The sequence below is a fragment of the Halomonas sp. 3A7M genome, from assembly GCF_014897875.1.
In the GTDB taxonomy this organism is placed as follows: Bacteria; Pseudomonadota; Gammaproteobacteria; order Pseudomonadales; family Halomonadaceae; genus Vreelandella.
On record NZ_JABUZD010000022.1, the window covers coordinates 1 to 13,886 of the forward strand.

Here is a 13,886-nt window from a genome sequence, read left to right on the forward strand (position 1 = left end):
CCTCAGCCGGATGCGCGAGCAGGTGCTGAAGGTCGCCGCCACGCTGAGGCTGCACGCTCGGCGAATCACCGTTCATCTGGGGGCCGCCGCCGACAAGTGGTGGCTGACGCTGCTGAAGGGGTTGCCGAAGCTGACCGCACTGAGCTGACGCTCCTGCGAGACCACCACAGCATCAGAAAGCGAGCGATCGGAGCGGCGGTCGGCGATCACGGCTGCTTGGACGGTCGCCATTGATTCCAAAGAGCTATAAGAAAGCGGGAAAATTTCAGCGTTTTGGCATTACTCAACGGCCATTCGCGCTGAAGAAGCCGATCCTGATAAGCAATGCCAACAGCCAGTACCTTCAGACCGCTCAATCAGCGCCCTCGTGAATAAGGCGGGATTATCTTTAATGCGTCTTTTGTGGCTCCGGAAGCTCATCTTTTAATATACGCGCATAGGCTGCGCGAGCCGTTTGCGCGATAGCCAATTGCTGGTTCAAACGCTGAATCTCTTGATCAGTCACGCGCAGGTTGAGTAGCTGGTTGCGTGCATTTTCAGACAGATCTGACACATTGTATTCACTACCGTCGATAGTTACTGTTTGTGCTTTATCCTTCGCCATACATAGCTCCTTAATGGGTAATCATAAAATTAGAGATGAATTATTACAGCTGTGCACGTGAATATCGAAAGCGTACGCATCTCATGAACCTTCGATTATGCGGCTTTTGCTGCAAGCGCTGACAATAGCCCTTCAATATCAGCTGCTGCTGGCAGCAACTGCGATGAACGACTCGGGTGGCGTAGCGAAAACTCTTTTAGTGCTTTAGCAGGCAGCGCTTTATCCAGAGTCGGTACGCTTACTCGCCAGGCCAAATGCCTTTTGGTTGAGTGGATATCTATTTCAACCACTCCCCAACCCACCACCCCATGACCTTTTACATAACATAACACTCTATCTCCTTGCCGATAATGGCCAGTCGATTCAAAGGTGATCAAGCTTAACGTAGCCGTTCTAGTGGGCCAGTGCTTTTGAGCCCATTCTTTTGAAACACTTTGCCAAAAACTTCTGGTGGTTTCGGATACTGAAGGCTGCCGATGGGGTTTTGGCAACGCACTCGCCAGCAGTAATTGATAATGCTCACGAGCAACATAATGATGCGCTAGCCGTTGATGAAGCTCTGCGATATGCGCATCTACACAGTCTAGGTTTATCAGCTGTTTACGCGATTTAGCGCTTAATGCCCACGTAGGGTAACGACGTCCTTCAATAACAATGCTTTTCGGTAATTTCGCCATCACTTCCCAATCTCGTCGCCTAAAACCAACGCGGCATTGTACTTAATTCAACCAGCCTGGTAAAAATATTCATTCCATACCTTTGACGTCGCTCAATAGAATACATTCAATCGAAGTATTTCTAGCCAAATAGGTATGTATCGATATCTTCCGGCACGCCAATAAGCTGCTCCCTCAGCATCTAGGGTCCGCGCTAAACACCGTCCATAAAGGGAGTCGATTAGCATCTCTCTAGCGTTGGCCCTGCCTTATCATCCAAAAACTCATTGCTTGACGCATACCATGCAGACGACCGATATTGCTGGGTTGATTTCAAACCATTGCGACCCACCAACGCCCCAGAACCTGAGACCCGCGTACCATCATTGAAAGTCGTTTTTATGCAAGCCACGCCGAGTAAGGAAAGATATGGCTATCAAGACCAACGAGGCGAGCTATAGGGCTAGCTACTTTAGGCACTGAGTTTGTTCATCCATTACCCAGATGCTCATCACTTGATACTGAACAGCTTCAAAGAACTCGCAGGTGCTGTACGAGGTTTCGCAGTTGGTCAAGGTTTGTAACTTACCGGCAATGGATAACTCCCAGATTGTAAGAATTAACTATCGAAATCGAAGGCAAAGTCGTCATCGCCTTCGTTGAAGAGTTCATCTAACGACATGGGTGGATCAGCCACATCTGGTGTGCGGGTCATTTGCGCTAGCAGGCCATCTTTGAGGTTGTTGAGCGACATCTGGTGTGCGTACACCAGTGCCAGGGCGCCACTGGTGCGCAACTTAGCCAACGTATCGGCATCGAGTGCAGCCAATGCTTTTTCATCCACCAAACGGATACCGGTTAGACGCTTTCCACCCTTGCCTTCCTCGCCCACAAGGATTTGCCGCTCGGCCAGCAGGCCTACCGCTTCTAGCTCAGCCACCAGGCCTAGGGTGCGGTGATTTTCCCGCTCTAGATTGGTAAGCACCTTCTGAATTTGCTGAAGCGTCTCTGTGGCCTGCCCTTGGTCATCAAAAAGCGCCAGGCCATCAGGGCGCTCCAAGTGGCTCGCCTCGGCATCAAACTGAATAATATACTGCCGCTCGCTGCCTGAGCCCTCTGCCCCCGGAACAGCTGCCAGCATAAAAGGGTAGCGGCGAATATGGGCAGGTATATAGCGGCCAATCCAGTGGCCTGTATCCTCTTTCACATGCATATTTTGGCCGTGGTTAACGCCGACCAGCGCCTGGGGCAAACCGCCGCTTTGCGGAAAAACGATAGGCATTTCACGTGCGGAACGTGATGCTTCCGCCGCGACTAACGGAATCAGCATTTGCCCCTTTGCAAAGTCGTAAGGCTGGCGAGGATTAAAGCGCAACTGCTGGTGTTCGCGGGGCTGTAGTGGGGTCAACTGGCGAAACATGGTATCTCCTTGAGTAGTACTATTTGCTCTCGGCGGCATTAAACCAGCCACCAAACAAAAAGGCCACCCCGAAGGGTGGCCTTACTACGACCACAGTACAGTCAATAAGTTGCCAAAGGCAGCTTACGCGATACCTGCAAAGTTTTCGTTTACGAGGTCAGTAGAGGTAACGCCGTTCAACAGAATGGTGAAATCCAGACCTTCGCTTGAGGTTACAACGGTGTCGCCAGCAGCAAAGTCAGCGGCCGTGTATCCCTGGTCGAAGTAATCTTGCTGTGCAGCGCCATTCAGTGCGGTGAAGAAGTCATTAGCATCTTGAACAACGATGTCTGCTGCACTATCAACACCCAGATCACGAAGATCGATGATTGACTGGTTAGTCAAATCAACACCACCCTGACCAAACACTTGGAAGTTATCGATCTGCCAAACAATACCTGCTTCACTAGCGTCGGCATTGAAGTCAAAGCTAGAGATGAACTCAGAAGAAGTACCGTTACCGCCAACATTGAAGCTAAAGTTATACTCGTTAGCTACAACCGTACCGTTGGTGCCAGTAGTTCCGTCCCACTGTGCATTAAGCAGGTTACCTTCGAAGCCTGACAGGTCAACAGTGCTCAGAGCAGTGTCAAGATCGCCAATATTCAGCGTAGTGGTAACATCACCATTCGCATCTACACCGCCACCAACAATTTCAAGTGTGCGGGCGTAAGTAGTACCTGCGTTGGTGCCGTCTACAGTGTTCAGATCCAGATTGAAGACGTAATTAGTATCTGCAGCCAGATCCAGCGTTACAGTACGGTAGTCTTGAACCGACAGATCGCTTGAGTAATCACCAGCGAAGTTAACGGTGATTTCGTTGCCGTTTGCACGGTCAGCAGCGATCAACGTCAGATTTTGATTAGCGTTATTCGCCGCAACGTTAACAACCTCAGAACCAGACAGGTTGATCAGTTCAGCAGCACCACTTAAAGCTGCGACGTTGTACTGCTCAACGCCGGATACCGCAGCAGCGTTGAATTCGCCAGAGAAGCCGGTGACCGCTCCGTTGAACTGGTTGTTAGCAGCCAGACCCAATTGAATGGTTTCGAAAGCCGTAACTGTTGCCTGAGCACCACCGCCGTATACAGCCAGAGTGTCAGTTTCAGCCGCCGTACCGGTCAGCACGTCAGTTGCGCCAGTCAGCAGACCTCCGTTGATTGCCAGTTCCAGGTCGCCGCCCAGGTCAGAGCCGTCAACTACAGAAGCACCAGACGCCATGCTTGCAATGTGCAGATCAAGGTTCTGGGTACCGTCCAGGTCAACTTTGCCAACACCGGCCAAAGCAGCGCTTTGAACCAGGTTTTCAGAGCTGCGACGACCGCCAGAGGTCAGATCCAGTTCACGAACCGCGCTGGTGCCAGCGCCTTCGATGCTGACGTTAAAAGCTTCAACGGCCAGTTCACCATCCAGACGGGCAGTGTTGTCGAGCAGCACTTCCAAGTTATTCTGGGTCGGAACCGGACGAGTGTTGATCACGTCTACAACGCCAACGAATTGATCGTTGTTGTTGTTGCCTGAACCCAGCGTCTGGTTCTTGCCAGATACAGTCAGCTCGGTATCGATGCGCGCTCGAACGATATCGGTGTCGACACCAGTTCCTGCAATAGGATTGCCAGCTAAATCAGAAGCCAAGTCTGTTGCAATCACAACTTTCTTGCCATCGATAGCGGTCATGTTGCCGGTAACGATGTTCTGACGGGTATCGTTGTCGCCAGCAATAACCAGACGGTCAACGTTTTCAAAACCAGCAAAGGCAGTGTCTTCAGCTGAAAAATCAACGGCATTGCCTGTTGCATAGTTACCAAAGTCGTCAGCTGTTGCACCTGTCGTGGTGTTGATCTCGACTGTATTGACACCCTCGTCACCGTTGACAGAGGTAGAGTCTTTTACTGCCAAGCCAGACAGGTTGACACGGTCGTCTTCGGCACCACCAACGATTTCCAGAGCGAAGTCGCCGTCGGCTGCAACAGTGTTATCAACATCAAGACTGAAGTTGTTACCACCGTCACCCAGCAGGTAGCTGAATTGAACGGTCTCTTCTGCGCCAGCTAGGTACTTGTCAAAAACGCCAGCAGTCAGAGATGCACCGAGCTTAATGCTGGAAGAGTAGCCTGTTGCATCAAAAACGCGAACGTCCAAAAGACCGTTAGTGTTCAGACGGTCATCAATAGTACCAGACACACCGTCATCGCTTACTGTACGGCTACCTAGCTGGAAATCACCTTTGGCACCGTCAGCAAGATGCGTCAGATAGACTTCTTCCAACTGCTGCTCAGTAGAGAAAGATCCCGTATCATTTGGGTTGTTTTCTGAACGGAGAGAGCGGATGTGGCTATCACGGTCAACAGCAACGTTAATCACTTCAATACCGCGGTCGCCTGACATGGCCGCAATGTTGACGTCACCGCCACGTGAACCATTACCAGCACCGTCAAGAACCAGCGTCGTTTCTGTCTTCTCTTCCTGGGTCTCAACTTCTTGGGTAATGCGGTTACGAATATCGATCTGCTGATCAGTAGTCGCAGTAGCAGTAAAGCCGCCCTGGTTTGAGAAGGCACGGCCTTCAGCATCAAACAACAGGAACTGGCCGTTGTCACCGCGAGTGACTTCCAGGTCGCCCAGACCTGCAGCTTCCAATTCTGCTACCAGTGCTGTTTCAAGTTCAGCCCAGGTGTTAGCAGCAGCCATTTCATCACTAGCCAGCGTTACAGATTCGCCTGCCAGCTCGAAAGACAGCGCGCTAACGCTGATGTTTTTCAGTTCAGCTTCTGAGTTGACGTTGCCACCGTCCAGCTCAGCAATTTGAATAACCAGCTGTGACTGGCTAGTCTGACCGCCTTCCATGAACAGCGGATTAAAGTAAACTTCGAAGCCTACTTCGGGGTCAGTTTCGCGCATGCCCAGGATGGTATCTACCGGACGCGAACGGACGTCTTCAATACGAATATCAGCACGGCTACCATCGGTCCACCACTGTTCAACACCTGCCATCTTCTCAGCGTCTACAGTAGCGCCGAAAGTAGTGTTGTCAGCGCCAGCATCTACGCGACCAGCTTGGGCGCGCAGATAAACTTCCTGAATATTAGTAGTTTCAGCAGAGATCGCTGGAGCCCAGTTATCAGAAACAGAGCCAGAGGCGATCAGGTCAGCGCGCAGTACGTTAGTACTATCAGCGCCGCCGTCTAAACGGTCGCCAGTTTCAAAGGTGTTGGCCAGTGCGCCAGAACCTGTTTCGTTCTGGGTAACCGGAGCTTCGAAAGTAGTGTCTGAACCGTCGGCACCTTCCAGGTTGTCGGCTTGCTGAGTCAGACTTATAGCGTCACATTCCACTAACTAACTGATTTAATTTAACTAATCACCTTAAAAACCCTCCCCAATCACGCTTTTCTACCACATTTCTTATTTTTGATTCACTTATGCTATCAATGGATCACATACGAAACACTGAGTGATGCGGTTTTGCGTTCATTTGGTAGAAACGCGCTTTTCTATATTTAACCCTCATTTCTTGTCTGTGCCAGCGTTATTTTTCTCTTCTGTCAACCGACTTATGGCTGAAAGGTTGACCTTTATGTCTAAGCTATCGGCAGCCCCCAACAGGTCTATTTCAATCCCATACTCTTTAAATAACCGTGACATAGCAGCCAATGTGTCAGCGCGCATGCTCATATCGAGGGTTTCGTTTCGTGCCACCGTAGACTTCGCCACACCCAACGCATTGGCAAATTCTTGCTGGCTCATCCCCAGGGCGGCGCGCCCTATGCGCATGGCAAGCGCAAACCGCATCGCTTCTTGATTCATTGAATTAATCTCCAAAATATTGGCTAAAAGACTCTTTTATGCTATCAATAGTAGCATTAATGCGTTTTAAAGGGACTGAAAAGCTATGCCAAAGAAAAATCAGACACAACAGTTCGTGGAGAGTACCAAGTCATCTCCACGTGGCAAAGCCAAAATCGACTACTACGACACCAAAGTCACGGGATTGGTGTTAAAAGTCTTAGCATCGGGTAAACGAAGCTATTATCTGCGCTATCGTGCAGATCGGGGCCATCAGGTGGAGAAGAAATTGGCCAATGCCGAGATAGTGCCATTGGCAGATATTCGTGCCCTAGCAAAGTCACACTTGGCGGAAATTGCTTTGGGGCGTGACCCTTATGCCGAACGTGAGGCGCGCAAGGACGTGCCGACCCTGCGGCACTTTATTGAGCATGAGTATTTACCCTATGCTCGCAGCTATAAAAAAAGCTGGAAAAACGATTGGGGCCAACTCAAAGCACACGTTTTGGAGCCATTAGGGGATCTTTATCTTGATGAAGTGACGCCTGCGCGCATTATGAAAGTGGTTCGCCGTCACCGGGAAACCCACAAGCCCAGTTCCTCCAACAAATTGATCATTCTGCTGCGGTTTATCTTTAACTGTGCGCTGCGGTGGAAAACACCGGGAGTCAAGGAGAACCCTACCGCTGTTATTGAACTGTACGTCGAGAACAACGCCCGAGAGCGTTTTTTGTCACCGGAAGAAACCCAGCGGCTTATTGATGTCCTTGAAACAGCCAAACCACCCATGCTCAAGTGGATTGTGATGTTCTTGCTGTTTACTGGGGCAAGGCGGGGGGAGGTATTGAACGCACGCTGGGAGGATATTGATTTGCGTCGTCAGATCTGGACCATTCCGATTAACAAAAGTGGGAAAACGCGGCATGTGTATTTATCACCGCAGGCACTGTTTGTATTGAAGGCACTGAACGAAGCGGGACGCGTCAGCGGCGATTATCCGTTTGGTAACCCTGAGACACAGAAGCCTTATGTATCGATTTTCAAACGTTGGCATGAGGTTCGCTGCCGTGCAGGGCTGCCAGGATTAAGAATGCACGATTTACGCCACAGCTTCGCCAGCTTTATGGTCAATGCGGGACGTTCGCTGTATGAGGTGCAGCGGTTATTGGGGCATCGGGATATCACCACCACACAGCGTTATGCACACCTGACGCAGGCCTCATTGATTGACGCTGCCAGTAGCGTGCCGTGGCAACCCACGGATGCGCCTGAGACGCCCCATACCGGTGAGGCGGTATTGAGGGGAAAGGGGTCGACAGCGGCTAAGACGTGAAAAATAAAACAGGCAGATACAGCAAGGGCAGCCCCATTCGGTGGCTGCCCTTTTTTGTACGTGTGGCGGGGGTTACTGGAATTAATGCAGGATCAGTGCTGGGTCTCGGCACGCAGTTTATCAACTTCCTCTACCGATAGATCGGCGATCTCCGCGATCGCTTGGTCATCCATTTCGGTACGGGCGATCAGCTTACGGGCCGCGTTGCGCTTGCTTTCTAGGGCACGTTGTTCAGCTTCTCTTACGCGCAGCTCAGTTTCCTGCAAAACCTTTTGCCGTTCTGCTCGGCGCTCTTGCTGTGCCCAATTCTCTAAATTCTCTGCCAACATATCTTTGTCCTCCACCAAACTGTTGAAAGGTGGGATCAGTGCTTATCTTCGATCCGCAGCTTGGCAATCTCATCAACCGCTAATCCTGTGGCTTCGGCAATCTGCTCATCACTGAGCACACCGAACGCCAGTAAATGGCGAACAGTTTCAAGCTTTTCTTCCAAAGCACGCTTTTCAGCTTCCCTTAAGCGCTGCTCGGTTTCCTGCAGAACCTTCTCACGCTCTTCACGACGCTCTTGCTGCGCCCAATTCTCTAAATTCTCTGCCAACATGTCTTTATCCTCCACCAAACTGTTGAGCTGATCCAGGTTGACCTCAGCCCCAAGCCGCTGCAGGTGACGCTTCAACCAGCGGGTAATAATCTTGTCGATACGTTCTTTGTTGGGATCAGCCTGGATAATTGCCACAATCCGATCCACGGCTTGCTGCAGCCCTTTCCTATTTGTAGACGCCTTTTCGATACTGAACACGCCACTGAGTGGTGTCTGGCGTAAGCACAATTCCTCATCAGTGTAGCGCCCTTCATCGACCAAGTAATAGCGCAGATGTGGCTGGTAGACCTGCAGAAACGCGGGCGGTTCCGGGCGCACCATGTCGTAGATATCACGCCGGGCCGTCCAGTTCTCAGAACCATTATAGAGCACGATAGGCAGGATCGGCGGTAAGCCCTTGTGCGGTGTGGTCGTTCCATTCTTGAGCAAGTGGTCGTAAAAACAGGCCACATAGTGCATCAGCCGGATCGGCATGGTGCGATCCACCGAGGATTGAAACTCCAGCAGAATGTAGAGGAACACCTGCTGGGTGACGCCCTGCCAAGTGACCTCCACTGACCAGACCACGTCTTCGAACTTCTCCTCGAACAGCGGCGTGATGTAGTTACCGCTGTGGTTCTTGAGCGTCGAGAAGTCCATCAACTCGGCCATTTCGGCTGGAGCGAAGCCTTCAATGAGCTGTTGCACGAACTCCGGGTAGCTGAATAACTCTTTATAGCCCGTATCATGTTGCTTGTGGGTGGTATCCGCCATGCTGACTCCTTGTCTCAATGTTTTCATTTTACCACAGCACGCGACGCCCAACGCTCATTCCCACGCTCAAACGCCCTTCCGCTCACGCTATTGACCTGATGCTTAAAGAAAAAAAGAGCCCCACCAGAAAAGCCCCCGCCCCACGCTGCCGGTCAGGGCAAGCGTGAGGCAGGAGAGTAAAGAGAGTTCAGCGTGAAGGTGACCTTACAGCCACCCCCGTTCAGCGAACGAGACATAGCCTTCGTGGCCCACCACGACATGGTCCAATACCCGAATATCCACCAATCCCAGGGCGTCTTTGAGCCGCTGGGTAATGCGTCTATCGGCATCGCTGGGTTCGGGATCACCGCTGGGGTGGTTGTGAACCAGTATCACCGCCGCTGCGTTGTGCTCGATGGCGTGCTTGATCACTTCGCGGGGATAGACGCTGGCGGAGTCGATGGTGCCCCGAAACAGCTCATCGAAGGCGATCAGTCGGTGCTGGGTATCTAATAGCAGTGTGCCAAACACTTCGTAGGGGTAGTCGAGCAATAGGGTTTGCAGGCAGCGGTGAACTTCATCAGGACACCCTAGCTTATTGCCCTTGCGAAGCCGCTTGTGGGCGATCATCTTGGCCAGGTGTAATAGCTGAGCGTCAGTAACGTCGCTGGTCAGACGGTAGGTGCCGGGGGTCTCCCCGGCAATGAGTTGCGGTATCTGGCAGGTCATACGGGATCTCCTTATCAGTGGTGGGTGTAGGACGGGAGGCTTGCTCCTTTCAGCTCAGCGAATCGCTCGGTGAGCTTCCATAAGGCGCGGTTTAAACGCACGTCCTCAGCGACGCTGTTGATCGGTCGGGTGCGAGTGGCCCGCCCAGTGGGGGAACGGCCACGTAAGCCGCCTTTGAAGAGGTTTTCTTGGGTGCGGTTAAAAACACTCCACAGCGAGCCGTTGGCGTCTTCGCTGCGTCGAGCTTCGAGTACATCGGTGGGTTGGATGGGGCTAGCCGCTTGCCAGTCGTCACCGTAACGCAGCGACAGAGCCGACTCGGCAAACAGCTGGGCTTCGCCTCGGCTGATTAAGGTGGATTGAAACGCCTCTACCCCTTCCGCAATGCGGGGCACTTGATGGCTGAGTTGAATAGAGCCTTCTAATATCTCATCAACGATCTGCTTACCGTGACGCACGCGGATACCGCCCACGTCGCCTACTGGCGTGACCATGCCGTTAAGACAGATCAACCGAAACAGCCCTAAATCGAGCTGAAAGGCGGCACTGCGGTCGTGGCTATTGGTGAGTACCAGTTCGGTAATGCTGTCACCGACGGCGAGTTGACGGTCAGGGTCTTGCCGGAAGCGGATCATGTGCCGCGCCACGTCACGGCGCTCGGCTTGACGCACGTTGGTTTGTTGGGCGCGAACCGGGTACCAGCCCTCGGCCTGCAGGGCATCGACCACGTTAATCGTCGGCACGAAGCCGTAGCGATCCGACACCGCTTCATCGGGTTGGCTAGCAAAGATGGCGGGGGCAGTACGGTGGAGTTGGTCGTGAGTGAGAATACGCATGGTGTGTTTCCTTATCAGTTTATCGGTTAACCACGGCATAACGGCCCGCGCCAAACAGGCAGCGGGCAACGTTGAGCGGTGGTGGTGTTAAATCGAGAGAGGGGGTGAGTTGCTAACGTTTGAGATCCACACTTAGGCGCGCTTGGCTTCGCGTGGTGGGGTTTGTGGGGGATGGTCGGCAGGCGGTGGTGCTGCCTGGTCGGGACTTTCCGGTTCTGGTGGCTCAGGCTGGCCCTGCTGGCTTTTGGCCTGCAGTTTGTCGGCCAGCGTCACCGGGGCATTGGGTTCCTGCTTGCCCACTGGCGTTTGCGGTGCCTCGGGGTAGAACTCCTCGACCACGTCGATGGATTCCTCGGCACTGTCTTCAAAGGCCCCGTTGGCAAATCCGGCCTTAGCGGCCTTATCCAACGCTTTCTGATCAAACCCGGTGGCTTGGTGGAACTCATTCAGGCGCTGCGCCTCGGCCAGGGTCTCTTCCAGCGTCCAGCCCTCGCGCAGGGTGATATCCACGTAGAAGATCGCCGTGCCCCGGCTCTGGCGGGTGGATTTGCCGCGTAGCCGTAGCTCCAACGGCATACACGCCAGCCGGTTACCCGAAATCGCTTTGAAGTAGGCGAGCCGTGCGGCCAAGGTGCGTATCGAGTTGAAGCCGGTGGTACGGAAGATAAAACTGCCCAGTGGGTCGTCATCGCCAATCAACACGTTAAGCCGCCCGTAGGGCTTGCAAGCGCCGCCCTGGGCTAAAGGACAACCGTCAGGGGAAGGACAGTCGAGCGTGACCATGCCGTCCTGGGTACGCCGTTTACACTGCTCGCCATCGCCTACGCACAGTGGCCTGGCCGTTTGCCGGTCGAACAGCGCGTATTCAGCACGCAGGTTGAGGTCGGGGTCACTGAACAGCAGCCGGATGGGAATCGTTCGGAGCTTGCCCTCCTGAGCGCTGCGTAGCTGTTCATCGAGCGGGTGGCGTATCCAGCCCTCCTTGGTCTGGAGTTGGGACGTGATAGTGAATTGGTCGTCTTTCTGTGGCAGACGCTTGCCGTTGTTCTCGACCAGTTTGCCGATAGTGATCCGCCCCAGGATGGGCGGGGTAATGGCTAAGCCTTTAAGCATAAGGATCTCCTTACTACATCAGCACATCAGTGATGCATGGTTGGCTACCCCATAACGCAAAACGCCCCAGGCGGCCGGAGAGCCGCGCTGAGGCGTGTGCTTGGTTGAGGTAACGTAGGTTTAATTTGATACGGCAACCGCGTACAGCGGCGCTGTGTGACGACATGAGCGCTATTAGCGCACCACCAACCGCCGGGTTCCGGGATGCGCGTGAAGGTAGGCGGCGCACAGGGCCGGGTGTTCCTTTTGGAGCGTTTTAGTATCCAGCCGATTGACAGGTTTGGTCTGCTTCCAGCTCAGCACGCCACTGGGAAAGATCGCCAACGTGGCGGTGCCCATCGCCTGCTGCAGACGGTGCTTGAGTTTGGCTTCTTCCTTCTTGGCATTGTCCAGGGTGTGTCGTACCCGCTGTAGATCGGCAAAGGCTTGGCTAAGGCTCGCGTCTTGGCACAAATCAACCGTCTCGCCATCGTCCTGGGGAAATAGCGCCCGCAGCGCCTGATCCGCCGAGTCCGACCCATCCGCTGGCGGTGGCGTGTCGTTCTCCACATAGTCCCAGAACTGCCGCTCCAACGTGATCAGCTGCGCGATCATCGCCTCGTCGCGTTCGATACGATGGATCTGTAGCTCATGGCCACCGAGCAATACGGCGACATCAGCGGCCTGTTGGCCGGTGACGGCTAACTGGTGCATCACTTGTAGCTGCACGTACTCAGGCACGCCGTCTTTCCATAGCTTGGCGCCGTAGATTCCGGCGGTTTTACACTCCAGAATCTGCACCTCATCATTGCCCACCACTTCACGATCCAGGTTGGCCAACATCCAGGGATGCTCGACGTGTTGCAAAATGGCATTGACGCGTTGTACCCGATGGCCGGTATGTCGTCCGTAGTGCTCCGCCACGATGGGTTCCAGCACCTGCCCCCAGTGCAAAGGGCTGGTGAGGATCTCGCCCCGACTGGGTTCCTTGTCATCGAATTGGCGCCCGGTCTTATCCATCCAGAGTTCCAACGGCGATTTATACGGATGCAGCCCTACGGCCGCCGCCGCGTCACTGCTGCCAATGCCGCTCTGACGAATCGAAAGCCATGCCTTGCGATCCAGGGCGCGGGTATCGACCAAGCGCCGTGCCTGTTCGCGGTAACGCCGGGGCGGCGGTGTAGGGCGCTTCAAGTGGCTTTCACGCTCGACGAAAGCAGACATCTCACGCGAAGGAAGCGCATCGACTTGTCCGTGGGAGAGAACAGCGTCAACGGCGGTTGCTTGAGAGTGGAGGGTGTGACTCATGATAGATACTCCTAAACGGTAGACACGGCATCGCCGCCCTAGCCTGTTGGCGGGCAACCAGTGCTTGTGATCAACGAAGGGAAATGGATTGACGATTTATTGAGAAGGGGGTCGAAAGGAGTAGCCACAGGCCAAACACTCGACGTTGTCGAGCACTTTACTATCGAGCTCTTCACCGAGCCTGGCACCCGCAACACCGCCTGCCGTGCCCCCTGCAAGCGCACCCAGCAGTGCGCCTGCGAACGTACCGATCGAAGCACCCACTGGCCCTGCGACAAAACCTAACGTCGCACCGGTTTTAGCACCGCTTAATGCCCCTAGCGCCCCCGTAGAACCACCCGAGAGAATGCCGGTAGCGGCACCGATTTGGCGACCACGTTGGCGGGGGATGAGCTGCGTCGATGCGCAGCGAGGACAAGGAATGGACATACGCCTCTCCTGCTGAAGGGTCAGACCAAGACCCAGTGTCTTGGCTTCACAGGAGTAGTGTGGGGCTGAGTTTTGGTTCAATCGCATGCCGCTTCACAAAGAGCATGTTACGTCGCTGCCGGAGTATCTTATGGACAACACAACGCGGGATTTTCCCGCGCTATCACATGGGGGATGTGCATTTAACGTCAGAGTAACTACCAAGAGTCGTTTTAATGATAAACAAGCGGCTTTTATTCAACTAAGAGGGTCTGCAGTGCCGTATTCAATAACACAGCTTTAGCCCGGATTTCTCACAGGGTATAAAAGAAAGCGGCTGAAAGT

Annotated in this window: 13 protein-coding genes and 1 pseudogene; 2 read left to right on the forward strand and 12 right to left on the reverse strand. The window is 53.6% G+C overall.

Annotated features, from left to right (window positions below; genetic code table 11):
• A pseudogene (locus tag INT19_RS01535) lies at positions 1–148 on the forward strand (IS1380 family transposase); the annotation flags it as partial.
• Positions 149–388: 240 nt separating this feature from the next.
• Here the strand turns inward: INT19_RS01535 and INT19_RS01540 are convergent.
• The 5 genes from INT19_RS01540 to INT19_RS01560 form a co-directional block, all read right to left on the reverse strand.
• Positions 389–604 carry a DUF6447 family protein gene (locus INT19_RS01540; RefSeq protein WP_193059442.1) on the reverse strand — a complete coding sequence of 72 codons (216 nt, stop codon included), beginning with the start codon at positions 602–604 and terminating at the stop codon, positions 389–391.
• Between the two features lie 95 nt (positions 605–699).
• Positions 700–1,281, reverse strand: coding sequence for a hypothetical protein (locus INT19_RS01545; protein WP_193059443.1), 582 nt, complete (start codon positions 1,279–1,281; stop codon positions 700–702).
• 598 nt (positions 1,282–1,879) lie between these two features.
• The gene (locus INT19_RS01550) at positions 1,880–2,680 is read right to left on the reverse strand and encodes a SapC family protein (RefSeq protein ID WP_193059444.1); all 801 of its coding nucleotides are present in this window, start codon (positions 2,678–2,680) and stop codon (positions 1,880–1,882) included.
• A gap of 123 nt (positions 2,681–2,803) precedes the next feature.
• Positions 2,804–6,052: a beta strand repeat-containing protein gene (locus INT19_RS01555; RefSeq protein ID WP_193059445.1), complete on the reverse strand. Its 3,249-nt coding sequence runs from the start codon at positions 6,050–6,052 to the stop codon at positions 2,804–2,806.
• A 171-nt stretch (positions 6,053–6,223) separates the two neighbouring features.
• A complete protein-coding gene (locus tag INT19_RS01560; RefSeq protein WP_193059446.1) occupies positions 6,224–6,523 on the reverse strand; it encodes a helix-turn-helix domain-containing protein in 300 nt (99 codons plus the stop codon).
• 85 nt (positions 6,524–6,608) lie between these two features.
• Between INT19_RS01560 and INT19_RS01565 the strand changes: the two genes are divergently transcribed.
• The gene (locus INT19_RS01565) at positions 6,609–7,835 is read left to right on the forward strand and encodes a tyrosine-type recombinase/integrase (RefSeq protein WP_193059447.1); all 1,227 of its coding nucleotides are present in this window, start codon (positions 6,609–6,611) and stop codon (positions 7,833–7,835) included.
• A 92-nt stretch (positions 7,836–7,927) separates the two neighbouring features.
• Here the strand turns inward: INT19_RS01565 and INT19_RS01570 are convergent, their stop codons facing one another.
• From INT19_RS01570 to INT19_RS01600, 7 genes are all read right to left on the reverse strand, one after another.
• The gene (locus tag INT19_RS01570; RefSeq protein WP_193059448.1) at positions 7,928–8,164 is read right to left on the reverse strand and encodes a hypothetical protein; all 237 of its coding nucleotides are present in this window, start codon (positions 8,162–8,164) and stop codon (positions 7,928–7,930) included.
• A gap of 35 nt (positions 8,165–8,199) precedes the next feature.
• Positions 8,200–9,189 (reverse strand): Rpn family recombination-promoting nuclease/putative transposase, encoded by a 990-nt coding sequence (locus tag INT19_RS01575; protein ID WP_193059449.1) that lies wholly within the window; start codon positions 9,187–9,189, stop codon positions 8,200–8,202.
• 204 nt (positions 9,190–9,393) lie between these two features.
• A complete protein-coding gene (gene radC / locus INT19_RS01580; protein ID WP_193059450.1) occupies positions 9,394–9,897 on the reverse strand; it encodes a RadC family protein in 504 nt (167 codons plus the stop codon).
• Positions 9,898–9,911: 14 nt separating this feature from the next.
• Positions 9,912–10,733, reverse strand: a complete 822-nt coding sequence (locus INT19_RS01585) for a DUF932 domain-containing protein (RefSeq protein ID WP_193059451.1) — start codon at positions 10,731–10,733, stop codon at positions 9,912–9,914.
• A gap of 132 nt (positions 10,734–10,865) precedes the next feature.
• Positions 10,866–11,846, reverse strand: coding sequence for a recombination directionality factor (locus INT19_RS01590; protein ID WP_226912573.1), 981 nt, complete (start codon positions 11,844–11,846; stop codon positions 10,866–10,868).
• 174 nt (positions 11,847–12,020) lie between these two features.
• Positions 12,021–13,133 carry a YqaJ viral recombinase family nuclease gene (locus INT19_RS01595; protein ID WP_226912572.1) on the reverse strand — a complete coding sequence of 371 codons (1,113 nt, stop codon included), beginning with the start codon at positions 13,131–13,133 and terminating at the stop codon, positions 12,021–12,023.
• Between the two features lie 96 nt (positions 13,134–13,229).
• The gene (locus tag INT19_RS01600; RefSeq protein ID WP_193059452.1) at positions 13,230–13,562 is read right to left on the reverse strand and encodes a hypothetical protein; all 333 of its coding nucleotides are present in this window, start codon (positions 13,560–13,562) and stop codon (positions 13,230–13,232) included.
• Between the last annotated feature and the right edge of the window lie 324 nt (positions 13,563–13,886).